The following is a 25476-nucleotide window of genomic DNA, read 5'->3' as shown; positions in this document are numbered from 1 at the left end:
AAAAGACTTGGAGTCTAAATGGGAGGACGTTAGCAATGAGTTAAAGAAGTAACTCGGATTCATGTGAGCCTGGATGGCTTAGATTTGATATGAGATCGCCCCTATGAACCAAAATGTGGTGCATGTCATCGTGATTGGTGTTGGCTTGCCAGGGGAGTCAATCGGATGGCTGCATCTTTCTCAGTTGATGAGTATGCCTAATGTCGTAGTAGATGCCATCGTTGAGCAGCACTGGCTGTCTGCTGCTGTTTCGTCTTCTAAAAAAGGGATGGCATTTCATGAGGAGATGGCAAGGCTCAAAGATCAATTTGGTGACTTCAAACTCTATTCCTCTTTAGAACAATTACCTAAGGCAAATCTTTCCCATAAAAGTTTGGTGTTGATTTCAGTTAGAACTCAATCAACGAAAAGGATTTTTGATTTTGTAGTAGGCAAAGGGTATAGAAATATCTACCTGGAAAAACCTGGCGCCGACTCACTGGAAAAATTGCGTGACATGGAGAGACGTGCTGGTGAGGAGCATGTAAATGTTGTTATAGGCTATCAGAAGCATATCGCCAGCTACGTCAGCGAAGCTGAGAGAATTAATGAACAATGGCAGTTAAAGTCCAGAAGTGTGGGATTTATACATCACAATCCACATCCAGAAGCTAATTTGGAAAGCATCTTCAGGCAAAATGCCGAAGGTATGTTACTTAACCAATGCTGCCATGAGCTTGAGCTTTGTGTCGCAAAGTGGAATCTAGCCCCCCACAACATTGTGGATGTAGTGGTGAATCAGGATGAGACGGCACAGAAGCAATTTGGTGATATTGAGGATTTCAAAAAGCTATCTTTTACTTTAAAAACCAACTTGGGAATCAGTTTCTCCTTTCTGGCTACCCGTTGTGAAGGTGTAGAAAACTGTATAGTGATGCGGAAAGGGCTCAGGGGCAGGCCGATTTTCATTCGACAAGCTATGCCGGATAGGCTTGATCGCGCGCTTGAACTTACAAGAAAGGAAAAGGGGGCTATATGGTATTGCTATTTATTTGAACAAGATTATCGTGATTTGAAGAGGCTTTTCATTGAATCTATCTTGGATGATGATAATGAAAAATACCAGCGGCTACCGCGGTTAAATCATGCATGCAGTGTACTTGAGTTAGCCACATTGATTGAGCCTAGTATCAAGGCTCAAGTGCGAGCAGACGAAAACCATCACTCTATTGTCCAAGTTTCAGACACTATTTGTCAGGCCCCTACAAATCAGAGAATCTGGTATCACCACGGGCTGTTTGACCTCGGCAATCGGTTTCTTATTGAGCTCTTAAGGCCCCCAAAGAACAGAATTATTTGTTGTGTTGATGACAAGGTTTGGGGTTTGTATGAAAAATCTATCATTGCGTGGGAAAAGTCTGTTGGGGTTAAATTTATTCCAATTGTTATGAAGGGCGGTGAGCAGTCAAAAAATATTGACAGTCTTTTAAAAATGATTGATGAAATATGGAAGGTCAACCCTCTTCGTTATAGGGAGCCAATTGTAGCTATCGGGGGGGGAGCGGTAACGGATACAATAGGGTTTGTCAGTGCGGTATGGCGACGTAATACGCCCTGGATACGTATCCCAACCACTCTAATGGGCATGATTGACTCATCTATCGGTATTAAGGTTAGTGTAAACCACAACATCAAAAATGGGATAGGTGCTTTTCATAGCCCTTTGCACACAATAATTGATCCAACCTTCTTAAAAACTAATCCACAGCGAGTGCTGAAAAGCGCGATTGGTGAAATGATCAAGGTTGGCGTGGTATTTAATAGAAATGTACTCGATACATTGTCAGCCCAAGGTGCATCATTATTAGAAAATAAATTTCTGGGACCTGATGGGCTCCCGGGAGAAGCATCCTATAAATTATTAATAAATTGTATCGATGCAATGCTTGACAGTATTGCGGGAGATTTAAAAGAGGAGAACTTATCTAGGCCAATGGACTTTGGACATACGCTATCTCGATGGTTGGAACGTGATGAGGCTTTTAGGTTGATGCATGGTGAAGCTGTGGGTATTGATTGCCTATTTACTTCACTGGTTGCTGAACAGATGGGATTGATATCTAAGGCAGAAGTTAAATTGCTGTTTGACATTTACGTGAATCTGGGACTTTCCGCTAGTGTGAAGGGGCTGAGTCTGGATGTATACAAAACGGCAATTAAACAGATTTCAATCCACCGTTCAGGAACGTTACGCGCGCCTCTACCTGCACCTCTCGGAAGGTGCATATGGGTGAACAAAATAAAGGGTAAACATCTTGAGGGTGCCTGGAATAGCCTGCAAGAGAGGCTTTACTACCACCCTGAACTCGTATTAGATCCCGATACTATAGAAGATGAAGAGGGGCTGATTGAGGACGTAGAAATAGCGAATGTTTATACTCCAGAGAGGGTCTCTCCCCAAAAGCTACGTTGGGGGTTTATTGGTTGTGGAAGGATTGCGAATGATTTTGCCATAGTGATCAATTATCTGGAATCTGCAGAAATTCATGCTGTGGCTTCTAGGGACTTTGGGCGGGCTAAAGATTTTGCAGGTAAGCATGGAGTCTGTCGAGCATATGGAGATTACCAGGAATTAGTTTCTGACCCAGAAGTCGATATTGTCTATATTGCGACTATTCCCGAGTTGCATCGACAGCATGCTGAATTGGCTTTAAGGGCAGGGAAGCCGGTACTGATTGAAAAACCTATAGCGCTGACCGTCGAAGATGCCCAAAAGATTAAGGATCTTGCCAATAAAAAGCGGCTTTTTTGCATGGAAGGTATGTGGATGAGATTCTTTCCAGCTATACAACACTGCAGAAGCATTATAACTTCCGGTGGCATTGGGGATGTTTGTCAGCTACGGGCTGATTTGAGTTTTGATTTACTCATGGACGAAGGGCTTCAATCTCCTAAATGGAAAGTTGGGGCAGGTTTGGATGCCGGGGTATACCCAATACATGCAGCGTTGATGATGCTGGGTCGGGATACATCAGATCTGGAGTTCTCCGGGGTACTTGATGATCATGGATTTAAGGAAGATGGAGCCGGACTGATTTATGCCCACTTTAATTCTGGATCTACTGCAGTTGTTTCTTGGAGTCATCTGGTGGAGGGAGCAGAAGAGTTGGAGATCTATGGAACTGAAGGCAGGATAAAAATTTTTACGCCGGCGCATTGTCCAACAAAGATTTCAACAACTAGAATTTCAGGCGATAGAAGATCGAATAATGTTTCTAAGATGTATGAATTCCCGCTGCCGAGAATTAGGGGTAAATTTAATTATCCCAACTCTGAGGGGCTATACTACGAGGCTCGGACTGTGCAGCAATGTTTGGAGAAAGGTTTAATTGAGTGCCCGGAGCTTCCTCTAGCAGACTCCGTGCGAGCGATTCAGATGGTTGTAGAGTGCGATCACTATATTAAAAGAAGAGCTGCGTGAAGCAAAAGATCTATTGGTTTGGATTGTTATCCTGTTATGGAGCGCTATTTCTTCTAGGTTTTATAGAGGTTTATAAGGCGCCAATTTATCCTCAAATCTTGGATTACTTTTCTGTAACCCCTTCTAAGGGTTCTACCTTTTTCTTTTTGTCTACTTTTTCTGCCTTATTAATGACTCTATCAGGATCTTTATGGGTAAAGAGAGTTAGAGTGATATCGGGTTTGGGGTTATTTGTCGCTTTTATGGGGGTTGGCTCAATACTATCGGGAGTTTCTGGTTATTATCATTCCTTTCCCACTCTTATTTTAGGAAGTTTTATTTTTGGAATGGGAGCAGGGGGCTGTATGGTACTGATTAATGTAGCAATCCCTCTTTTTGTTCCTCAAGATCTCGCGCGTCAAGGATATTGTGGGTTGCATAGCACCTATGGAGTTGCATCGATACTATCTCCCTTAATACCTGCATTATCCTATAAGTATCATTTTGACTGGGAAGGGGGGTTCTATTTATTTGGCGTACTTGCTGCTGTCATTCTTCTATATATTTATGTCGGCTTATTCAGAAGAAAAAGAAGGCATCAAACAGGAGGTGGGGACTTTGATCCCAGTGCTTATCGAGAAAACAGTAAACGAGATAAAGAGCCAAAAGAATGGTGGATTGCAATTGGGGGTGGGTTAATTGTTTCTGCATATAATGGATCTGAACACATCCTTGCTAGTCGACTTGTGTTATTTCTTGATGCAAGGGGTGGTCCATGGGCTGTTGAGGCAGATGTTTTACTTTCAATTTTTTTTGGCCTGCTGTGTATTGGAAGGATATTTTTTACCTTCATCCTTCTAAGGGGTAGTGCATTTATTTGGTTGATAATTTCTTTTGTATCAACAGCAGTTGTATTTCTTCTTGGTTATTGGGTTAATCCTTTGTGGTTGCCTGTATGTGGTCTAACTCTATCTTACCTTTTTCCCTATACGATGGAGTGGTTGACGCGTAGTTCAAGAAATCCACCGTTTACTGTTTCATTTTCTCTTGGAATGGGGGGCGTGTTTTTGATATTTGCCCATGCCTTAGTAGGATGGCTGGATGAGAATTATGGTATACAAACTGCTATCTATATAGTTCCAGTATTTCTTCTGGCGGGGATTGTTTTCTGCACACTGGTAGCCTTTATTGAGAGGTTGGTAAAGTCTCGGTAAGTTCCTGACAATCCATATTACCTTTATGGCTCAGAAAGAAAGTTAACCCGTTGAAATTCTTAATGTGCAGGGTTATTTAATCCTAACCATTCACTTACAGATGAATCAGTCTGACTATAAGAGAGTGGTTTGAACGAAAATACTGGCGGGTTGTTAAGGTACCCCCTTCCTACAAGTTGAGACTTAGAAAGCTACTAGATGGTCGGATTGGTGGCGCAGTGTTCAGTACCAAGTCTCGATGGAGAAGCATGTTAGGTTACTCTAACCGCTAGGATAGTAGGTATCATCTAAGTTGATTGGTTTGCAAATAGTGCTTGAAATATATTGGCATATTAATTACGCTAAGCGCCTTTAATAGATGCCCACGCCTTGGGAAATACTAATCTAATATCTTGTCCGGAGTCATTTACGCCGATGAATTAAGCCCTGCGCATAACTGGAACTAAGTTCGCACTCTATCGCTGCGGACCTAATCAATCCTTTGCAGGTGGCGTATCTTCCTCAAACACCTATCTTGGCTGATAGCAGAAATACGCCGCACGGTCCTATGATCGGAGGGCATATGACAGCTATTTGTACTCTTGAAAACATCTCCCTGATATTTGGGGACACCCCGATTTTCCATAAAGTAAGCTTGGAATTACCTATTGGAATCACTGGATTAGTTGCACCTAATGGCAGCGGGAAATCCACACTACTAAGTGTTCTTCACGGTCAAGCTTCCGTTACTGGTGGTAAGGTCTCTTGGAGAAGACGCCATCATCTGGTGAAACAGCTTAATCCCCGACTTGATTTGCGGATCGTCGATTGTCTTGCAGATGGCCATTTGTATGAAGTTTTTTTACGGGTAGAGCAAGGGCATGCATCAGAGGATGACCTGATATCCGTTGCGGACTATTGGCATCTGCCTCTTACTTGGCAGCGCCAGCTAGAGGAAGCAAAAATCAATGCGCCATTGGATACGCCGATAGAACGATTGAGTGGTGGTCAGAGAGCCAAGTTAAGCCTTGCCTATGCATTTTCTCTCTCAAGTGACTACTTACTGCTAGATGAGCCTAGCAATCATCTTGATCAGAGTGGGCGGGAGTGGCTGCAAGAGAAAATCTTAAATCATGCAGGAGGGGCACTGGTCGCCAGTCATGATGTAGAGCTGCTGGAAAATGTCCGACAAATAATAGAGATTTATCAGCGAGGATTGAAAACCTATGGCGGCGCATACAGTGCGTATATGCAACAAAAAGAATCAGAGCAAGCAGCCCTGCTCCAAAGGGCAGAGGATAATCGAAAAGAGTTCAACCAACTAAATAATGTCAGGCAGAAAAGTCTGCATAATTTCGCTACTAGACAACGGCAGGGAAAAGGCAAGCGGAACTCTCAAAGTAAGAGTCTTATGGACTCACAAAAAGATCGCGCAGGGAAAGGTCTTGGAAAATTAAAGCGAAAGTTAGAGCAGCGCCAGTTACAGTTAGAGAAAAAAAGAGAGGAAATAAGTAAAATAACAGTAATTGAGTCACAGAGACTAAGACCGCAAAAGCTATCCCTCACTAAGTGTGATTCTCGCAAGTCAATACAATTACATCTTGAAAATTTGCAGCTCCCATATGGTTCTCATGATAAGCCTATATCTTTAACAGTCCGCAAGGGGGAACGTTGGAGGATAGCGGGTGGCAATGGTAGTGGAAAATCCACTCTGCTAAAGGTCATAGCTGGTCAGCTAAAAGCTCTAAGTGGCGTCTGCCAAACTCGTGGAAGTTTGTGTTATTTAGACCAGGGCTTCAGTTTTCTCAATAAAGAGTTATCCGCCTTAGAGAATCTTTTCTATCTTCACCCCGGTAGAAAAGAATCTGAATGGCGTACCATGCTAGGTAGTTTGCGGCTAAGGGGAGATACGCCGCTGCTGCCTCTCAGGCTCCTAAGTGGAGGGGAGCAACTAAAAGTGGCATTACTTGCCGTTACACGGGGCACCATTGCCACAGACTTGATACTGCTAGACGAGCCAGATAATCACTTGGATCTGGATTCCCGCCAGCTATTAGTAAATGCCATTATGGATTTTTCTGGTGCTGTCTTATTGGTCTCACATGATCTGAGTTTTATTAATGCTATAGGTGTAGATAGTCAGCTCAATTTGGATTGAAGAATCTTTATCGTTTGGTAGGTAAGGGGTGTTTGTAGGTAGTGTGTCACAGGTGGCAATCTATATAGTTGATCATGATAATAGCTAGGTTACTTTGTATTTTTTATCAATAATCTCTGGACATTTGCTATTATCGAGAGGCTTTGGGGTGGGTTTTCACCATAATTCCAAGTCTTGGATTGGCTAATCTTTCGGGGGGTACAGGGGGCTTAGCCTGGTTAGCTCTCTGTAAGATCTACAACACATCTGTTGTTCAACCCTATGAAGCCTTAGTTTAAATTGGGTTTAGCTGGAAGTGGGATATCTATAGTTTATCCTTGTCCTCTCTTGTCTCTTATTATCCTCCCAATATCCTTTTCCATTTCTTCATATTCTGAAACTTTCCATGGTTCCTGTATGGCCTGACCTATCCATTCCTTTAAATTTGGTAAAGCCAATATCTTGTTGAAATATTGGTTTGTCTCTGTGCTAACTGATAAATTGTAGTTATTTATTTTAATGATTGTTGGAGAGTAGAATGCATCTGCGGCGGTAAACTTTTCGCCGGCAAGGAAAGGGCCACCAAAATTTCCAAGTCCTTCCTGCACCAGATCATCAATTCGGGTGACCGCTTTACTAAGATTATCTGGTATTACTGGGGTGTTAACTTCTGTCGCGCAGCTTAGCGATTTGCTATTGAAGAATTCAAAGTCTGAGTGCATTTCTGCTGAAATACTGCGCGCCCAAGCTCTGGCAGACCTATTCATTGGCCAGATGAGAGAGATTTTTTCGGCTAGATACTCTGTAATTGAAAGAGAATCCCAGATTAAGAGATTGTTATCTTTCAGGCAAGGTAGTTTTCCGCTAGGTGAGAAACTGGAAAATTTTTTCCAACTATCCCCACCCTCAAAAGTGATCATTTTTTCCTCGAACGGTATACACATCTCCTTCATTAAGAGCCAAACTCTTAAAGACCATGAAGAGTAGTTTTTATTGGCAATAAATAGCTGGTACATGATGGTTTGATTAATTTAATTAAGGTGTAGTACTGGAGGTAAGTATATTGTGTTGGTTGAATATCTCGATTAATGAAATATTGCTATAGCTACTACCTACCCTTATAAGAATTAAGATCTCCTAAAAGGTGTTATTTAAAAGTCAGCCAAGGGTCATTAAAAACTGTCATTTTAACTCGGTGACTAATTGGTCGCAGTCTTGGATTGCTTCAACCTTTGAGCTCTGCCACGTTTGTTTGGCGGTACATCCCTCTTTTTCATTACACTGGTGTTTAACAATTTTATTGGAGATAAACCCAGTGAGCCTATATACATCCGCGTCGGGTATGGTTGTATCGCCTATGGATAATCTACCTATGGAAAGTGAGCGGGTGTATAGGTGGGGTTTTATTGGTTGTGGGAAAATTGCAAACGACTTTGCCTTGGTGCTGAATTTTCTTGAGTCAGCCCAAGTCTATGCAGTTGCGGCAAGGGATATTGGCCGTGCGCAGGCATTTGCAATATTGCATGGGGCTAAAAGATATTATGGGAATTATGCAAACTTGGTGAGTGACCCTCTTGTAGATATAGTCTATATCGCAACCACAACAGAGTCTCATGCTGAACATGCCATTTTGGCTCTAAATGCAGGAAAACATGTCTTTATTGAAAAGCCAGTCGCTCTTTCTGTAGAAGATATCGTTAAAATAAAAGTTCTGTCCAGGGAAAAAGGCCTGTTTTGTAGTGAGGCTATGTGGATGCGTTTCTTTCCAGCAATTGAATACTCACGAAAAATAGTTGAAAGTGGTGATATCGGAGAGGTCCAGCAAGTTAGAGCAGATTTAAGTTTTGACCTAAAGCGTGATGAAGGATTAAATTCGCCAACCTGGAAAACAGGAGGCAGCTTCGATGCTGGGGTTTACCCTATTCATCAAGCTTTAATATTTGGTGGAAGTAATATTAAAGAAGCTGACTGTGCTGGAGTAATTGATGGCTATGGTTTTGGGCAAGTGGCCGCAGGCGCAATGCATATCCATTTTGAAGGGTCATCAACAGCAATAGCAACCTGGAGCATTTTATATGAAGGTGCGGAGGAGATGGATATATATGGGTCGAAAGGTCGGATTAGAGTGCAAGCCCCCGCGCATAGTCCAACATGTCTTTCATTAATTAAGTACGGTGGAAGCCGCCGTAATCCAAAAAATGTTGTTGAAACACAGGTTTTCCATCTCCCTAGTATTCAGGGGGAATTTAACTTTCCAAGTTCAGAGGGGCTCATTTATGAGGCTGCAGCGGTACAACGCTGTATTTCTGCAGGACGCACTGAATGCCCTCAAGCTCCTATGGATGAATCATTATTGGCTATTCAGTTATTATCCGAGTGCGATCGTATCATCAAAAGTAGGGAGAACTAGATTCTTACTGCACTCAAATTTGTGATGATCAGGTGAGCTTTTTCTGAAAAGAAATCAGTGGTAATGCTTACTCTATTGAATTTGTTCGGATCAGTTTGTCAGAATTTATAAATGACAATGCCCACCAAAGAGTGGGCAAAGCCAGTTCCAATCCTGTGAGGGCTTGGGAAAACTTAAATCTTACCTACCAGGTCGAGAGACGGGGCTAAGGTTTCCTCGCCTTCCTTCCACTTGGCCGGGCATACCTCACCGGGGTGTTCGGCCACGTACTGGGCGGCCTTGATTTTACGTAGCAGTTCGTTGGCGTCGCGGCCAATACCACCTGCAGTGATCTCAACGATCTGAATACGGCCTTCCGGGTCAATTACAAAGGTGCCGCGGTCTGCGATACCTTCTTCCTCAATCATTACGCTGAAGTTGCGGGTGATAGTGCCGGTGGGATCACCAATCATCGGGTACTGGATCTTACCGATGGTTTCAGAGGAATCGTGCCACGCTTTATGGGTGAAGTGGGTATCGGTGGATACGGAGTAAATCTCCACTCCCAACTTCTTGAACTCTTCATAGTTGTCGGCCAGATCGCCCAGCTCGGTGGGGCAAACAAAGGTGAAGTCGGCGGGGTAAAAGAAGAATACCGCCCACTTGCCTTTGACATCGGCATCGCTGACGTCGTGAAACTCGCCATTTTGGTAGGCTTTGGCGTTGAAGGGTTTAAGTTCGGATTCGATGTAACGGGACATGGGTAACTCCTTAAGTGAATACCGCGTTGTGTCAGTAATTTCTCTGGGCTTAATACTATTGGTGGTTTAATTTTGATAAAAATTAACAATTTAAATGTGTCAGATAGCTTGTCGCTATCTTGCTGCCCTGGGGCTTGACCGGCTTGGTTGTTAGATTGTGGATGGAGACGACATCAGAGATACTCCAAAGACTTACAGCGGGCGCTGAACAGCGCCGCAATGGATATTTGGCCGCAGGACAGTGGTATGCGATTGATACGCTTATTGAAATATGACTTGGCGCGTGAAGCCGAGGATTGGGTGGATGACGGGGTGATCAGCGAGGCACAGGCAGAGTTAATCTGTGCCCGCTACCAGGTGGATTATCGCAGTGCCCGGCAGCGCTCACTGGGTTACAACGTGTTAGTGGGGCTCGCTTATCTATTTATCGCGCTTGCACTGATCACCCTGATTGGCGCCAACTGGGAAGAAATCCCCCGCGCGTTGCGTATGGGCGGTTTGATTGCGCTCACGCTGGTCACTCAGTGGGTTGCCTTGCGAGCTTATTGCACAGGGGACCGCCGTGCCGGCGAAGGGCTCTTTCTGCTGGGGAACTTCTTTTTTGGTGCCGCGATAATTCTGATCGCACAAATCTACCATCTGGGTGAGCATATGCCCGATGGAATCTTCTGGTGGGCACTGGGCTGTCTGCCATTTGCCTTGATTACCCGCAGCCCTTGGCTGGCCATTCAGGCTAATGTGCTGGCACTGCTGTGGTTCTTTTTACAGGTGAGCATGGGCTATTACCCGGCGCTCTTCCCGCTCTTTATAGCGCAATCTCTCTATGTACTTTTACGCGGGCGAGCGAGCACCATTCTTATGCTGCTGCTTGTGGTGAGCATCGGCTTCTGGATCGAATTCTCGCTATCGGAATTCTGGCGTGGCGAGCAGCTGGGCGCAGGGCTGGAATTTTATTCAGAGAATCTGGCGGTGGCGGTCTCCCTTTTTATTCTGCTGTATACCTTTAGTCATTGGCTGGCGCTGAGGGCTTCGCCGGTGGCCAAGGACTACGCTGCGGTGATCTCGGTGTGGTGTCTGCGTTTTGCCCTGGCCAGCCTGTTGGTATTCAGCTTCGAACAGCCTTGGGAGGCGTTGATCGAGGCCGATTGGCAACACCGGTTGTCTATGTGGCTGGTGGTGGCCGTGATGGCCACTGTTACTCTGCTGTTGGCACTGCCGGCCAGGCGTTTGATATCGAGTGGTTTGCTCTATGTGTTCTTTATTGGTGCCCTCATCACTGTCAGCAGCAGTGATAACCAAGACTTGGCGATGTATTTGCAAGTGGCTACCAATTTCGCCCTTATTGGCTGTGGTAGCTGGTTAATTTACCGGGGTATTCACGATGGTATTTCCCATTATTTCTTCCTTGGGGTGATGTCGATACTGATCACTGCATTGCTGCGTTATATCGATCTGATCGGTGATTACCTGGGGGCTTCGCTGATCTTTATTTTATTTGCGGGCCTGTTATTGGGCGCCGCCAAGTACTGGAAGTACCACCAGGGCAGGGAGGGAGCACAATGAAAAAGGGACTGACTTTTGCCTTGGGTATGGCGATAGCTGCACAGTTTTTGATTCTGGTAGGCATGTATGTAAAGGCACAGGTGCCGCTTTGGACTGGAGAGCCAATCCGGGTAAAAACGATACCGGTAGACCCCCGCTCCCTGTTTCGCGGCAACTATGCGCGCTTGAATTACGACTTTTCCCGTATTGCCAAGTCAGCCTTAACGGGAGAGCGCCCTATACGAGAGGGGGAGGTGGTGTATGTCTCCTTGAAAAAATCCCCCTCAGGACTTTATGAATTTTCTGCGGCGAGCCTGGAAAAACCGATCGAGGGGATATTTATTAAGGGGCGGATTGCCGGTGCTAATCCCTGGAGTACAGAGCAATTTTACCGCATCAAGTACGGTATAGAGGCCTACTTTGCCCCCAAAGAAAAGGCCCTGCAGTTGGAGCGGGAATTACGCGATGGTGGGATTGCCGAGCTTATGGTAGCGCCCAGTGGTCAGGTGAGCCTCAAGAGTGTAATAGGGGGTGGCTGAGTCACTCACTTTAAGCTCTGGAGTTGTAACGCGAGGCTGTATTGGGCCAAGAGTCGAGGGAAAAAAACAGCTCTAATGAATGGAGTCAGAATCTATGTCACAGGAAAAAAAGCGCCAGATAAATATCTTCAGCACCATGATGTGGGTGCAGGGGGCTTGCCTGTTGTTGGCAGTGATCGGACTTTGGTTTTCCGATGTGACGCTATCACCAGCAAGAGGCGACCCGTGGAGTTCTATTGCCTGGGGAGTCTTGGGCGCACTGTTTAGCTTTGCTGTGGTTGTGGCATTGACCCGCGCTCATCATCGCGTGGGGCGTACTCTGCGTTGGTACTGTGCCCAGCTGGCGCCAATTTTCTGCAAAATGCCGTTGGCCCAGGTGGTACTGTTGTCTCTCGCCGCAGGTGTTTGTGAGGAGTTGTTATTTCGTGGCTTTCTGCAAACCTGGCTGTCGCAACTGAGCTCCCCGCTGCTGGGGTTACTCGGAGCTTCTTTCGTTTTTGCCCTTCTTCACTGGGCTTCGCTGATCTATGTGCTGCTAATTTTCGCATTTGGCCTAATCCTTGGTTTTGTCTACCAAGCCAGCGGCAGCCTATTGGGGGTGGTTGTCTGGCATGCCCTCTACGATTTTTTTGCCCTGGCCACACTTGCCTATTACCCGAAAGTACTGGGTGCGGATCGGTGGCTGGCCAAGTAACAAGCGCATTTCAGTGGTTGAGTGTGTCAGCCTTACAGCAGGGTATGCGCTAGTAGTAGGGTTAGTAGGGCGGTCATGGTAAAGCCGATCAGCGCTAGCAAGCCATCGTGAGCCACCAAGGCCAGCCCAAAAATAGTGAGGGCGAAGCCGGCTGTAGTGGCCGAAAAGGGCACCAGTTCCATCAGCGGCATTGTCAGGGCGATAAGTGAGCAAGTAGTGGCAATAGCATAGGTACCACTGCGCTTTACCAGAAAATGCAGGCGTGGCTGCATCCAGTGATCGGCAAACTCTGCCGGTCGCCTCAACCAGTGCAATGCTCGGGTGAGCTTCTTCTTGGAAATCGAACGGTTTAATAGCCACTGGGGCAGCCACACATGTTTGCGCCCCAGTAGCAGCTGAATGGCCACTAGTAGGAGTAATGCTGCCATGGAGGTAGATATGCCGGGCACGCCGCTTAGGGGAGAAAATAGAATCAATCCCACCACCAGCAGAAAGGGCGCATAAGAACCGAGCCCTACGGCATCTATTACCAACTCTAGGGAGACCCGTTCAGTATGCCGGCAGCTGGCTTCTATGTGTTCCAGCAGCTGGCATAGGCCGGTAAATTCCTGGGGCATAGGCTTAGGCTTCAATGCCCATTACTGATTGATCGGACAAGAACGGTGAGTCGGGATCTTCCATCCGGGATCTTCCATCTGGGATCTTCCATACTGGCGCTTATGCCGGTGATAGGCTACGTAGATAAGCAGCAGGGAGGGGGCTAAAGACAGGAGCAGCCTAGATAAATAGTGCACAAACAACAGCATGGCGTTCACCGCAAAGGGAATCCTATAGAGATAGTCTGTGCCGCCAAAGCCTCAAGCGCCAGCCCAAAAAGGCGCTAGTTGGAAAACAATTCATCCAGAGTGAAGGTTTCTTGGCCTTTGCCCTCTTTAAGACTCTCTCTCACCATCTTTGCCGCTACCTGAGCCCCCTCAATTGGGCGAAAACGCTGTAGTCCGGGGAGTCGGCAGATCCAGGGTAATAATATGGCGCCAATTTTCTCTGCTGGACGGGAATCGCCCCGCTCACCTAAAAGTAGGGAAGGGCGAAAGATACTGGTTCGGGCAAAGGACAAAGATAAAATTTCCTGTTCAAGTTCCCCCTTCATTTGCAAGTAGGCATTGCCACTTTTGGTATTGGCACCGCTAGAGGATACCAGCAGGTAATGCGACACCCCATTATCCGCAGCAAGCTTTGCCGCCTGGTATTGATACTCCACATCCACCTTATGTTGTTGCTCCAGGCTGCCTGCTTGTTTTTTGGTAGTGCCAAGGCAGGAAAAAAGCAAGTCACCACGGAATAAGTCTGCATAGTCCGTCAGATGTTCAAAGTCCACAATTTCATTGCGTACCTTGGGGTGGCGAATAGGGGCATTTCGGCGGGTAAGAGTGATTATCTCATCGATAGCGGATTCCTTTGCCAACAGTTCAACCAGTTCACTACCAATCAGTCCCGTTGCACCGATAATAATTGCCTTCATTATAAAAATTTCCGATTCATACATTTGCCAATTAGCTGATGATCCACTATTTAGGGGTGGTGTTGTCAAGTGTATTGGTCCCTTTCCCCGCTGTAAATTTTCCGACTATTTTTTTAAATAAATGGGCGATTTATTTAAAAAAATAATTCCAAAAATAAATGTAGAAATGTTTGCTTATTACATATTAATCTCCTTCGTAATTGTTAGTGAAGGTATCAACCCTTTTAGGGAGTCGGATTGAACAATGCTATTTGATTACTCGAAACAGAAGTTGCCTATTCGTGAAGGTCTACGTGAGGCAAATTTAAAAGCCTGGCAGTTTATTGGGGAGACCGGTAATTGGTGGTCTGCCCAGCAGCACCTTGCCATTGCCAGAGAGGTGCGTGCAGCACATGAATGTGCATTTTGCCGAGAGCGGAAGAAAGCGCTTTCACCTTATCAGGTGGAGGGGCGGCATGAATCTAATTCGGAACTTTCCGAAGTTATTGTCGATACAGTTCACCGTATAGTGACAGACTCCTCCCGTTTAAGTGACGAGTGGTTTAAAAGACTAATACCCTCAGAAATCTCCAAGGGACAGTATGTGGAGTTGGTCGCTGTAGTTGTATTTGTCATGAATGTGGATACCTTCCATCGGGCACTGGGTTTACCTTTGGAGGCATTGCCAGAAATTCAAACTTTAGTGAATGAATCGCCATCGCAATATATTCCCGGAGGCTTGGAAGAGGGCGCAGCCTGGGTGCCAATGATCGGCAAGAGCCAGTGTGCAGAGGAGGAGCAAGATTTATATAGGGATGTCCCCAAGCCCACTAATGTGCTTAGAGCTTTGAGTTTGGTACCAGAGGCGGTGCGTTGTCAGCGCTATATGGAGAATCGTTATTACTTTTTACCCTCTGAAGTCATGCAGGTAGGTGAGAGTCACGATCGTGCACTATCTCGTATAGAAATTGAGTTAGTCGCTACCAGGGTGTCGATGAATAATGAGTGCTTCTATTGTTCGGCGTCTCACGCAATGTTGTTACAAGTAAGCGGAGAGGTGCAGGGTAAGCAGCAAAATATCACCGACTTGCTCTCTTCGGAAAGAGCGGCAGCTAGTGAAAATAATGGACCTGGTAATGGGGGAATTTCCGGGGAGTATGCGGAGCTTATTGGCTTTGTGGACGCTGCTATGGGGGATGATAATCAGCAACTTGTCCTCGCCAGGGAGAAGTTATCCAAGGAGCATGGTGATTCTGCACTGGTGGATACGGCCGCGCTAATAGGCAGTTTCCAGCGTATGAATCGTATTGCCAGCGCCACAGGAATAGAGCTAGATCAAGAAGTGGATCTGTTAAGTCAGCAGGTACAAAGTCAACTGGCGCTGGATACATATGCCCAGGCAAGTGAGACGACGGCCGGGGGTAAGGCATTGGGGTGGCTGTTTGCCAAGGTTCGCCCGATTTTGTTTAAAATGGTGGGGAAAAGAGCCAGGGATAGGGCTTAAGTAGCAAGCTACTCTCCCTTTGGAATAGTGAGCCAGATTCAATTGATAAAATGCCTATGGTGGGCTAGAAAAGCCCATATGCCAATGAGGATGAAGCGTCTACCGTTATAATCGTTATCGGTATAGTGTGGATCTTGATGGGCCCGTTTCTATAGTGGCTTCAAAGGTCCTCTCAAGGTTTGAAGCAGTAAATATAGAGCAAGGTGCACGACGGAGAAATTGGGTGTAGTCATTCCTGGCAAAACTTTCTGGTCAATCTTGGTACAATATTTAATGAACCAACAGATACAGTACATTTACCCAAAAGTACTTCACTGGGCTGATGGCTGCCCTGCATCTCCTGCTTGCGCATAGGCATACGGTCTATGCGCTGAAAAATTTCTACAGGGGAAAAGGTAACTGTACGATATTTTTCTCTGCCATCCTTGCCAATTAGCACAACTTGCTCACTATTTCCCTTGAAATATTCATCGCGAATATTTTTACCAAAATCCCCGGTAATTTTTCCTGCATAATTCGTTTCAATTTTGTCACCTGAAAATAAAAACCAGAGAAGTTGCCTCTCAGCAAATTGTGGCCCCAGCTTGAGCAGTGACTCTAGGGTTTCAGGGGGCTTTGGTGGGTTTGCTAGCAGTAAAATACGATTTTTCCATTGAAAATCTTTGAGGTTACTTATAGCTGTTTCTTCAGCGGCAAGCTGTAAGGATTGAATAAGTAATAGCAAGAAAAATAGTGTACGCATTATCACAACTCTGCTATTTAGATTGCTAAATACATTGGAGTTTAGCTGAGTAAACTCAACTAAGCTTAAGTAGTACCCTTTGTGGCACTCCAAAAGAAACGGTTTTGGGTGACCCTTTCAAGCTTACCGGTTTTTGTAATCAGGTTTTAGGATAAAAAATCGAATCTGCGATAGATTAGCGTATTGCATGGTGTGGTCGAACTCCCCTGGCCTAACAATCAAATTGGAGTTTCTGAAGCTGGTACCATTTATGGCACATATGCAGGAGCCTACCCAGCAGTCAAACCGTTTAGGCCTATTAGCCATTTATGTTGCCCTATTTATCATTGCCATTGATATCAGTGCATTCTCCCCGGCGATTCCCGCCATAGAAAGGGAGATGAATATGAATATTACCACTTCACAGTGGGTAATTAATGGCTATGGGCTGGTTTTTGGGGTAATGGTTGTTACCGGTGGCCGTATTGCCGACATTATTGGGCGGCGCCGTACCTTCATCATTGGTGCGTGTATATTCCTTATCTTTTCCCTACTCGGAGGGCTAGCTGTAAATGTTCCAATGCTGTTGGCTGCCAGGGCTGCAATGGGTATTGGGGCCGCCTTAATGTGGCCATCAATTCTGGGGATGGCTTACAACCTTATGCCAGAAGAACGCGCAGGGGAAACCGGCGGATTAATTATGGCCATCTGCGGTCTTGCCAATACTTTGGGGCCAGTAGTGGGGGGAGTGTTGGCAGATCTACTGAGTTGGCGCTGGCTATTCTTTTTCAACTTGCCCATCGCTACTGCGGCGGTCTATATGTGCTGGAAATATATCCCGATAGATATACCTTATGACCCAAACGAAAAAATTGACTATTTGGGGGTTTTGACCCTTACGGGTTCTTTGTTAAGTTTTCTCTTGGCCTTAAATTTCGCTTCTGAAAATGGCTTTATGAATCCCTTGGTAGTGGGGTTATTAACCTCCTTTCTTCTGTTTACGGTTGCTTTTGTACTGATTGAAACAAAAGAGCGAGATTTCGCCCTGATACCTCAGGATATCATTAAGAATAAGCGATTCTTTGCCGCAGGAGCTGTTACCCTTTTTACCTCCGTAACTTTTTTTTCCGTGATCTTGTATTTGCCACAATACTTAACCAATGTGCGGGGTTTCTCTACTATTCAGTCCGGCTTGTCCCTGGTACCCATGATGGTCGCTTTTGGCATGATGTCCTTTATTGCAGGTAAATTATATTTGCGTACCGGAGGGAAAATATTGGTATGTGTTGGAATTTTGGGCATGAGCCTGGGGATGTTTTACTTGTCCAGGCTGGGAGAAGGGTATAACTACATCTTAGGGCTGATTATATTAGGCGCTGGCCTGGGGCTGTTTAACCCCTCGACAACCACAATGGTTATTGCGGTTGTAAATCCCAACCGCGCTAGTTTAGCAAGTGCTATTATTTATATGCTCAAAATTACCGGTGGAGCGGTAGGGCTTGGTGTAAATGCGGCCATATTGGGTTTCTCTCCAGATATCACATCGGGTATTAGCTTGGCATTTGAGGTAAACGCTTGTTTTGCTTTTGTGGGCTTTGTTGTTGCTTTCATGTTTATGAGCGCTCCTAGAATTCCAGAGCGGGAAGGCGGGTAGTCACTGAAGTGCAAGACCATGTGATGAAAGTGAAGGAAGCTGCGAATCTATCCGAATGGATTGCAGAATTGCTGAGGGATTTATAGGGGTGAGTCAGCTACAGATTTCCAGAGGGCAGGTTTATGGCTTATTTGCTGCCGCTCTGGCCTTATTTATGATCGCGATTGATATGAGCGCCTTCTCCCCTGCATTGCCAGCTATACAGCGTGAGTTTGGATTTGATATCACCACTTCGCAATGGGTGATTAATGGTTATGTACTTGTCTTTGGTATTTTGGTGGTCACTGGCGGTCGCATAGCGGATATCTATGGCAGAAAACGTGCATTTATGGTGGGAACGGCCATTTTTGCTCTCTGTTCATTAATTGGTGGCCTCGCTATTGATATGGCCATGTTACTGGTAGTCCGCTGTCTGATGGGGATAGGTGCAGCGTTAATGTGGCCCTCTATTATAGGTATGACCTATAGCCTGGTTCCCAAAGAGTATGCTGGGCAGGTTGGTGGGGGCTTGATGGCAGTATTGGGGGTGGCAAATATTGTTGGGCCTGTGGCTGGAGGGGTGTTGGCTGAATATTTAAGTTGGAGGTGGATTTTTTTTATAAATATTCCTCTTGCGATTACCATAATTTGTTTTTGCTGGAAGTCAGTTCCAGATGATGTTCCCAAAATTTCACGAGAGAAGATAGACTACCTGGGAGTTTTGACGTTGAGCATTTCTCTGTTCAGCCTTTTGATTTCTTTGAATTTGGCTGCCGAAATTGGTTTCAGGGATCTATTGGTGATCTATCTGATAATGCTATTCTTAGTGTTCATCTGCTTGTTTATTATTGTGGAAAAGCGCAATCAAGAGATTGCATTAATTCCTGCTGATATTGTCTCTAATAAAACATTTTCCCTGGTAAGTTTGGTTACTCTTTTATCGGCAGTGATGTTTTTTGCCGTTATTTTGTTTTTGCCCCAGTTTTTAATTGAATATCGGGGGTTTACGGCAGTTCAGTCTGGTGTGGGAATGATCCCCATTATGGCAACCTTTGCACTGACCTCCTATCTATCGGGTGTTCTGCATAAACAGCTGGGGGCTAAATTGTTGATATGTGGGGGACTTGTCTGCAAAGGCGCTGGAATATTTTCACTATCTTATCTGAACAAAGAAACAGAATATCTTGAGCTTATACCCGGATTGATTATTTTGGGGATTGGTATTGGCTTGTTCAATCCGGCAGTGACTACCGCTGCGATATCAGTTGTAGATTCTGCGCGCTCAAGCTTGGCGAGTGCGATTCTTTATATGTTCAAGATTGCAGGAGGTGCCTTGGGCTTGGGAATCAATGCGGCTATTGTAGGTTTTGCGCCAGATGTGGTGAGTGGTATTGGTTGGGCCTATACGGTAAATGCTTATTTTGCTCTTAGTGCGTTTGTGATTGCTGTTTTCTTTCTTCCCGGGCAGTTACCAAAAGCCTTCTCGAGACGGCAGTAATAATGAAACTTAATCGTTTTAAAAGATCCTGTGTTGGGTTTGTAAATGTGCTCAGGAGCATGGTTTGATAATGTGTTGAGTTCGATTTGAGATCTAGTGCGCAGGAGGTTTCAATTAATGCCCGCGCTAAATTCTACTCTAGGAAAGGAGCAATATTTAGGGCTCGCGGCCTTGTCAGTGGCTGTGTTCCTTGTGGCAAATGACTTTACGGCTTTTGCTCCTGCATTACCTGCTATTGAAAGTGAATTTAATGTAGACATTACCACTTCCCAGTGGATTATTAATGGCTATGCGCTGGTCTTTGGGGTGCTGATCATTACTGGTGGCCGGCTTGCTGATCTCTACGGTAGAAGAGGTGTATTTTTTTGCGGTACCCTGATTTTTATATTTTTCTCCATTTTAGGCGGATTGGCAGTTAATGCTAATATGCTGTTGATTTCCCGAGCTTTGATGGCAGTTGGGGCAGCGTTGATGTGGCCATCAATTCTGGGGATGACCTATAACTTGATGCCCGATGACCGCTCTGGCCAGGCTGGCGGGCTGATTATGGCAGTTTGCGCTTTTGCTAATGCCGTAGGCCCAGTACTGGGAGGAATACTGGCGGACCTTTTAAGCTGGCGGTGGATTTTTTTAATCAATATCCCTATAGCATCAATCGCACTATTTGTCTGCTGGAAAGTAGTTCCGTTTACACCACCAGAGCAGACAGAAGAGAAAATTGATTATCCAGGTGTAGCAACACTTTCTATTTCACTATTTGGACTATTGTTTGCGTTGGATATTTCTGGGCAGATTGGCTTCAAGCATCCATTGGTTATTGTTTTGTTGACGATATTTTTAGTTTTTATATGTTTATTTTCCGTTATTGAATGTCGCATAGGGCGTACTGCATTGGTTCCAGGTGATGTTATCGGCAATAAAAAATTTCTTTCAGTAAGTGTTGTTACCCTGTTAGTCGCTGTTTTATATTTTTCAGCCTTACTTTATATTCCGCAGTTTTTGACAAAAACACAGGGGTATAGTGCGATGCAATCTGGTATGTCATTGATTCCATTGATGGTTGTTTCGGGAATCTTTGCTTATATATCAGGGCGTTTTTATGAGCTGATTGGGCCAAGGTGGTTGGCTGGGGCAGGCACACTCTGTATGTGCGTAGGAATGTTTATGTTGTCTCATCTAAGCGACAATACCGGATTCATTAGCCTTTTGCCGGGTATGATGATGTTGGGTACAGGCATTGGCCTCTTTAACCCTGCAGTTACCACTGCTGCAATCACTGCTGTATCACCAAGTCGAGCCAGTTTGGCCGGAGCCGTAATATATATGTTTAAAATTGCTGGAGGTGCCATTGGTCTTGGGATGAATGCGACTATTGTGGCTTTATCACCAGATATCTCTTCAGGTATTGACCGGGCGTTTACGGTTAATGCTTATCTTGCACTTGCAGGGTTGGTTGCTTGTCTATTTTTTGTTGGTGCTAGCCAGAAGAAAGAGGTATCTGGTTAGTATTCCTTTTGAGAATATCTATAAGTAAATAGCTCTTCAAAAGAGTGATGATTTTAGGGGTGACGGAGGGCACTTTATAGTAACTATCATAGTTTTCAAGCTTCTATCCGCTCTTAATTACTAAAATAGCAGAGTTGAATTATTTATAAGTTTCTATTTTTCGAAAATAAATATGGTCGCTATAAGTTTTTCCGCCAATCATATGAGCTTCTGGGATGATCATATCAAGATGAAAGCCGCACTTTCCGAGCACTCGCTCTGAAGCAATGTTGCCTTCTGTTACCACTGCCTTATAGTGCGCAATACCATGCTCTAAATATGCCCATTCCATTAAGCCGCTAAGCGATTCGGTACCATAACTTTTTCCATGGAATTCTGGTAACAGTAAATAGCCAACTTCAGCTATGCCATCCTCCAAATGAAACCCAGTTACACCCATTTTCTGGCCGGAGAGCTTATCTATAATAACCATACACAACCAAGTATTAGAGTTTGCTTCCCAGGGGGTAAGTCTTGATTCAAACTTAGACTTTAATACTGTTTCATCTGGCGTATCGAAACATAACTGGATTACTTGAGGGTTAGTATGCAGACTTACAAAAAGTGACCAATCACCCTCGGTGATTAGTGACATGGTTAAGCGCTGGGTACTGACTTTCATTGTCTGCTCAAGATTCCATTAGTTCATTAATTTTGATGATATTTCAGGTTTGTTTAAAAGTTGATCTACACCTTTGAGTGGGAATGAATCTGCGAAGTAAGTTTGAAATAAATTCAACTTCGCAGATATCTAAAGATTAAGAGGTTATTAAAGTTTTTGCTCTTCAATGGTGGAATTCATTATGGCTACACATGCACTCCCTGGCCCAGCGCAGGGACCTTTCAAAATGTATGTGGCGCGCTTATTACAGCCGGAAGCGCCGTATGTACGCCGGTCAAGTTGATGGATCGTCATTGATTTAGCATCACAGTTTAAGTCAAAGGGTGCTCTTTTTGTGACAGTTTCCTCCATGAGGGAGGTGCAACCACTTAGTGAAGCAATCAAAATGCTTGACCACATTAATTTACGTCCCACGGGTAATCCTTTTCGATAAAATTGATGAAGTAGATAGGGAAACATACACAGGCCTAAGCTTGTGGAATGTTAATAGATTTATTAATACAAACTTGACTATGTTTCCTGTTGCTGAAAGTTAGATTTATTTCCCTTTAAGGTCTAGGTAACAATTATATTGTTAAAGCTATCCTTTGGGGAGTAGCCATTCTGGCTTTTGTCGTAAGTTAACGATCTCTTAGGGAGGGAAGATCGTCTTACCTTGATCGTTAGTACTAGTTAATCCTTTCATGATCACCCACCTGAAGGTGGTATGTTCGGCTTCCAAGCTGATTGCACCTTAAATCGCTTAATAAGATCCTGAATCTTGGGGCTCATACAGCTTGCGGATTCTATTTCCTGATATACCCTATCAGTTGCTCGTTTACCTGCGTCTAGAAGTATCTGCGCTGTTTGTTTTTCTGTTAGTTGGGGCCTTTTCTCTTTAAGGTATTGAGATGACATACGTGTTACCAGCTCATAATTTGCCAAGAATGAAGCTAGCTCTGGCTTTTTAGGTTGGTAACACTTACCAGCAGCGGCACTAGACAAGGTAAAGTGTTCATACATTTTAAGGATCTCAAGCGTACTCTGGTTGGAGCTTGAGCTAGATAAAAGTGCGATGGATAGAGTTATTATGATTTGCATAACATTTCAACATGTTCAATGGTCTGTACCTATTTTAACTTAGAAAGTCTATTTTTTTACACTGCTATAGTGATTGCTTTCACTATGAGGTGGCTTGTTTGGTTGGAAAATTGATTTGTTGGTTTTACCAGAAATACCAAGTAGCCATCGATATTCTCTCTATAGTATTTTTGGTCATCTTTGGGTTCACAATTAATACTGAGAGGGTAGGGAGCTGAAAAGCTCCTTTTTGTATTCCATCCATTTTTTCATGGATTCAGAATTTCTTATAAGTTCCTGCATTTTATGCATGGACTCTAGATACTTCGGTTCTTTTTGCTGATACATCTCTATGCCATGTTTCTTACTAAGATCCGCAATCTCTTCAAAGGAGTTTGCTTGAAATTCAACATCACAAGCGCCATCTAATTGCTTGCAGGTCATAGTTTTCATATCGAACTCCTTTTGTGAAAGGCAATTGATTTTTTGGCGTGCTAATTTTAGGACAGCTGTAGATTTTAAGAGGTAATGGTGGAGAGGTACAGATTGGGAGACTTGAGCGATAGATGGTATTGCTAAGCTTGCTGCAGCTCTTTGAGAGGGCTTTTGAGTGTACTTATGGGTATTAACGGGCCTCACAAAGGGCCGTGTGGCCACAGTTATTAGACTCAAAAATCTTATGCGTGCCTAGAAGCTGTTTCATAACTTCTTTAGCGTAATTAACATTCAGGCAATATAGAAAAAAGCTCTGTATGAAGATAAGTAGCGATCCCACCTGACAACTAAACGACGGTAGTTCCCTAGCCATGCAAAAGTTCGCTCAACTTTCCAACGTCGCATATATCTCCTAAGCTTTCTGCCATCTTGTTTCGAAGGTTTTCTTCTATTCCTACGGTGAGGGCAAATCAGGTCAATTTCACGGCGGGCCAAACTATGGCGTAGTGGATCAGAATCTGCAGCCTTGTCGTACACTAGTCGTCGAATTTTTGTATTTTCATAGGTAACATCGAGTAGTGGGTGTAATAAATTTACTTCTGCTGGTGAGGCCGAAGTAACGGTGCCTCCCAATGGAATACCTTCGCCATCGACCACCACCATCCACTTTGTACCCTTGCCTCGCTTAGTTTTTCCGACTTCTGCTCCCCTTTTTTTGCTGAAGCAAAGCTACCATCCGAAAAGACTTCTTTCCAATTAAGCAGGGATCTTTGATCGAGCTGTCCGAAAAATTTTCTCCAAGCCTCCAACCAAGCGCCTTGCTCTTCCCAAAACTGGAGCCTTCTCCAGCAAGTACTCGGCGAAGGGTAAGATGGGGGGAGATCCTTCCATCGTGCTCCTGAGCGCAAAATCCACAAGATACCTTCAAAACATGCACGGTTATCAATGGGTTTGGGACCTCCTTTTCCACGTTTTAGCTGGGGAAGGCAAGGCTCAATCAATTTCCACTGAGCGTCGGTTAATTCTGACTTAAATCTACTCACACTTACTGGTCTTATCATTCCATGAGGTCGCAAGAATAACTGATTTCAAGTTATGAAACAGCTTCTAACCATTACCTTAATAGTAATATCTTACGCTTGTTTGAATGCTCGTGGTAGGGACTAATTGTGCAAACCTCCTGAATTAGATACTGTGCATATGGGGCTGGCTGGAGAAAATAAAGAGTGGTGGTTCTTGTGTGCTAACTGGATAAAAATTTATGAATTTATTTTTTACTTTGCCTAGAAGCTGTTTCATAACTTATTTAACGTAATTAACATGCATGCAATATAGAAAAAAGCACGATAAGTGGACAAATATCGCTCCCATCTAACAACCAAACGGCGGTAATTTCCCAACCACGCAAAAGTCCGCTCAACTTTCCAACGGCGAGTATACCTTCTGAGCTTTCTACCATCCTGCCTTGAGGCTTTTTTCCTATTTATCCTGTGTGGACAGATAAGGTCGATTCCACGACTCAACAGACTATCTCTAAGAGGATCAGAGTCCGCCGCTTTATCATAAACTAAGCGATGAATCTTTGTATTTTTATACGTAACATCAAGCAATGGATGTAATAACTTTACTTCTGCTGGTGAGGCCGAAGTAATGGTGCCTCCCAGTGGAATACCTTCGCCATCGACCACCACCATCCACTTTGAACCCTTGCCCCGCTTGGTTTTCCCGACTTCGAAGCCCCCTTTTTTGCTGGTGCAAAGCTACCATCAGAAAAGACTTCCTCCCAGTTAAGCAAAGACTGTTGATCCAATAGCTCCAGGAATCTTCTCCATGCATGTAGCCAAGCTCCTTGCTCTTCCCAAAACTGAAGCCTTCTCCAACATGTACTCGGTGATGGATAGTGTGAAGGAAGATCTTTCCATCGCGCTCCAGAACGCAAAACCCACAGGATGCCTTCAAAACAAGCCCGATTATCAATGGGTTTTGGGCCTCCCTTTCCTCGTTTTAATTCAGGAAGACATGGTTCGATCAATTTCCATTGATCATTGGTTAACTCTGACTTGAATCGGCTCACTATTGCTGAACTTTTTTTCTATGTAATTGCGTGAGAATAACCGATTTCAAGTTATGAAACAGCCTCTAGAGATCTAGTCATCTAGTGACATAGGAATCATTAAAGCACAATCCATGTGGTGGTGAGGGATATAGGTATGGCTAGGAATGCTAACAATTCTACTAGCTATAAGTTATGCCTTGGTATTAAG

At 44.5% G+C, this 25476-nt stretch carries 20 protein-coding genes and 2 pseudogenes; 11 read left to right on the top strand and 11 right to left on the bottom strand.

Features of this window, described 5'->3' with window-relative positions; genetic code table 11:
* Positions 1-103 precede the first annotated feature (103 nt).
* The 3 genes from MJO52_RS13440 to MJO52_RS13430 all read left to right on the top strand — a co-directional run bounded on the left by MJO52_RS13440 (position 104) and on the right by MJO52_RS13430 (position 6790).
* Positions 104-3460, top strand: coding sequence for a Gfo/Idh/MocA family oxidoreductase (locus tag MJO52_RS13440; RefSeq protein WP_252082167.1), 3357 nt, complete (start codon positions 104-106; stop codon positions 3458-3460).
* Positions 3457-4653: an MFS transporter gene (locus MJO52_RS13435; RefSeq protein ID WP_252082166.1), complete on the top strand. Its 1197-nt coding sequence runs from the start codon at positions 3457-3459 to the stop codon at positions 4651-4653. Before MJO52_RS13440 ends, MJO52_RS13435 begins: the two co-directional genes overlap by 4 nt.
* A gap of 562 nt (positions 4654-5215) precedes the next feature.
* The gene (locus MJO52_RS13430) at positions 5216-6790 is read left to right on the top strand and encodes an ATP-binding cassette domain-containing protein (RefSeq protein WP_252082165.1); all 1575 of its coding nucleotides are present in this window, start codon (positions 5216-5218) and stop codon (positions 6788-6790) included.
* 311 nt (positions 6791-7101) lie between these two features.
* On the opposite strand, the gene MJO52_RS13425 is transcribed toward MJO52_RS13430, so the two are convergent.
* Complete coding sequence (locus MJO52_RS13425; RefSeq protein ID WP_252082164.1) at positions 7102-7785, bottom strand: glutathione S-transferase; 684 nt, start codon at positions 7783-7785, stop codon at positions 7102-7104.
* A 356-nt stretch (positions 7786-8141) separates the two neighbouring features.
* Here MJO52_RS13425 and MJO52_RS13420 point away from each other — a divergent pair, with 356 nt between their 5' ends.
* Entirely contained in the window at positions 8142-9179 is a 1038-nt protein-coding gene (locus MJO52_RS13420) for a Gfo/Idh/MocA family protein (protein WP_252082163.1), read from the top strand.
* Positions 9180-9352: 173 nt separating this feature from the next.
* Here MJO52_RS13420 and ahpC read toward each other — a convergent pair whose 3' ends face one another.
* Positions 9353-9919, bottom strand: a complete 567-nt coding sequence (gene ahpC, locus MJO52_RS13415) for an alkyl hydroperoxide reductase subunit C (protein WP_252082162.1) — start codon at positions 9917-9919, stop codon at positions 9353-9355.
* 246 nt (positions 9920-10165) lie between these two features.
* Between ahpC and MJO52_RS13410 the strand changes: the two genes are divergently transcribed.
* From MJO52_RS13410 to MJO52_RS13400, 3 genes are all read left to right on the top strand, one after another.
* On the top strand, positions 10166-11482 hold the full coding sequence (locus MJO52_RS13410; protein ID WP_252082161.1) for a DUF2157 domain-containing protein: 1317 nt from the start codon (positions 10166-10168) through the stop codon (positions 11480-11482).
* Entirely contained in the window at positions 11479-12000 is a 522-nt protein-coding gene (locus tag MJO52_RS13405) for a GDYXXLXY domain-containing protein (protein ID WP_252082160.1), read from the top strand. The genes MJO52_RS13410 and MJO52_RS13405 overlap by 4 nt, the downstream gene beginning before the upstream one ends.
* A gap of 94 nt (positions 12001-12094) precedes the next feature.
* Positions 12095-12694, top strand: coding sequence for a CPBP family intramembrane glutamic endopeptidase (locus MJO52_RS13400; protein WP_252082159.1), 600 nt, complete (start codon positions 12095-12097; stop codon positions 12692-12694).
* Between the two features lie 32 nt (positions 12695-12726).
* On the opposite strand, the gene MJO52_RS13395 is transcribed toward MJO52_RS13400, so the two are convergent.
* Complete coding sequence (locus MJO52_RS13395; RefSeq protein WP_252082158.1) at positions 12727-13311, bottom strand: exopolysaccharide biosynthesis protein; 585 nt, start codon at positions 13309-13311, stop codon at positions 12727-12729.
* Positions 13312-13574: 263 nt separating this feature from the next.
* A complete protein-coding gene (locus MJO52_RS13390; protein WP_252082157.1) occupies positions 13575-14216 on the bottom strand; it encodes an NAD-dependent epimerase/dehydratase family protein in 642 nt (213 codons plus the stop codon).
* Positions 14217-14460: 244 nt separating this feature from the next.
* Between MJO52_RS13390 and MJO52_RS13385 the strand changes: the two genes are divergently transcribed.
* Positions 14461-15699, top strand: coding sequence for an alkylhydroperoxidase-related (seleno)protein (locus MJO52_RS13385; RefSeq protein WP_252082156.1), 1239 nt, complete (start codon positions 14461-14463; stop codon positions 15697-15699).
* Between the two features lie 229 nt (positions 15700-15928).
* On the opposite strand, the gene MJO52_RS13380 is transcribed toward MJO52_RS13385, so the two are convergent.
* A complete protein-coding gene (locus tag MJO52_RS13380; protein ID WP_252082155.1) occupies positions 15929-16441 on the bottom strand; it encodes a DUF4174 domain-containing protein in 513 nt (170 codons plus the stop codon).
* Positions 16442-16691: 250 nt separating this feature from the next.
* On the opposite strand from MJO52_RS13380, the gene MJO52_RS13375 reads away from it, so the two are divergent.
* From MJO52_RS13375 to MJO52_RS13365, 3 genes are all read left to right on the top strand, one after another.
* Positions 16692-18074, top strand: coding sequence for an MFS transporter (locus tag MJO52_RS13375; RefSeq protein ID WP_252082154.1), 1383 nt, complete (start codon positions 16692-16694; stop codon positions 18072-18074).
* An 88-nt stretch (positions 18075-18162) separates the two neighbouring features.
* The gene (locus tag MJO52_RS13370) at positions 18163-19551 is read left to right on the top strand and encodes an MFS transporter (protein ID WP_252082153.1); all 1389 of its coding nucleotides are present in this window, start codon (positions 18163-18165) and stop codon (positions 19549-19551) included.
* Positions 19552-19668: 117 nt separating this feature from the next.
* The gene (locus MJO52_RS13365) at positions 19669-21057 is read left to right on the top strand and encodes an MFS transporter (RefSeq protein ID WP_252082152.1); all 1389 of its coding nucleotides are present in this window, start codon (positions 19669-19671) and stop codon (positions 21055-21057) included.
* A gap of 139 nt (positions 21058-21196) precedes the next feature.
* Here MJO52_RS13365 and MJO52_RS13360 read toward each other — a convergent pair whose 3' ends face one another.
* From MJO52_RS13360 to MJO52_RS21480, 6 genes and pseudogenes are all read right to left on the bottom strand, one after another.
* Positions 21197-21718, bottom strand: a complete 522-nt coding sequence (locus MJO52_RS13360) for a GNAT family N-acetyltransferase (protein WP_252082151.1) — start codon at positions 21716-21718, stop codon at positions 21197-21199.
* A 1272-nt stretch (positions 21719-22990) separates the two neighbouring features.
* The gene (locus tag MJO52_RS13355; protein WP_252082150.1) at positions 22991-23230 is read right to left on the bottom strand and encodes a DUF1059 domain-containing protein; all 240 of its coding nucleotides are present in this window, start codon (positions 23228-23230) and stop codon (positions 22991-22993) included.
* Between the two features lie 273 nt (positions 23231-23503).
* Positions 23504-23890 (bottom strand): annotated as a pseudogene (locus MJO52_RS13350) (transposase); the annotation flags it as partial.
* Positions 23806-24273, bottom strand: coding sequence for a transposase (locus MJO52_RS21485; protein WP_353505433.1), 468 nt, complete (start codon positions 24271-24273; stop codon positions 23806-23808). The pseudogene MJO52_RS13350 and the gene MJO52_RS21485, both read right to left, overlap by 85 nt.
* 234 nt (positions 24274-24507) lie before the next feature.
* Positions 24508-24936: pseudogene (locus MJO52_RS13345) on the bottom strand (IS5 family transposase); the annotation flags it as partial.
* On the bottom strand, positions 24837-25286 hold the full coding sequence (locus tag MJO52_RS21480; RefSeq protein WP_353505425.1) for a transposase: 450 nt from the start codon (positions 25284-25286) through the stop codon (positions 24837-24839). The gene MJO52_RS21480 and the pseudogene MJO52_RS13345, both read right to left, overlap by 100 nt.
* Positions 25287-25476: the final 190 nt, after the last annotated feature.

Origin of the sequence: Microbulbifer variabilis (assembly GCF_023716485.1) — a bacterium.
GTDB lineage: Bacteria > Pseudomonadota > Gammaproteobacteria > Pseudomonadales > Cellvibrionaceae > Microbulbifer > Microbulbifer variabilis_B.
Note: the sequence above shows the minus strand (reverse complement) of the source record. Positions and strands in the feature narration are given on the sequence as shown.